At 58.7% G+C, this 368-nt stretch carries 1 rRNA gene; it reads right to left on the reverse strand.

Annotated features, from left to right (window positions below):
- Window positions 1-82: 82 nt before the first annotated feature.
- Window positions 83-198, reverse strand: a 5S ribosomal RNA gene (rrf, locus tag ACG2LG_RS24300).
- Window positions 199-368: the final 170 nt, after the last annotated feature.

Here is a 368-nt window from a genome sequence, read left to right on the forward strand (position 1 = left end):
TTCCAGTCCTGAATTTCCGAAAAGGGTGTGATGAGGGCACAAAAGAGCCCGGCACCCTCGTTGCGGAGGATGCCGGGCTAAGACCTGGCGACGACCTACTCTCACAGGACCTATCGTCCCACTACCATCGGCGCTGCGGCGTTTCACTTCCGGGTTCGGAATGGGACCGGGTGGTTCCGCCACGCTCTGGCCACCAGAGGAGGCGCTTCGCGCCTCAAGTTCCAAACTTGAAAGTTCCAAGTTCCAAATCCCGACCGTGTCCGATCAAGATCCAGCGCTCGAAGCGTCTCCTCTAATTGCCAAAGCCTGTTTGTGTCTGTCCTTGCGGGCCCCGCCACTGCAACCAACGATCACCGATCACCGATCAC

This window comes from Haloferula sp. A504 (assembly GCF_044385805.1).
Classification (GTDB): domain Bacteria; phylum Verrucomicrobiota; class Verrucomicrobiia; order Verrucomicrobiales; family Akkermansiaceae; genus Haloferula.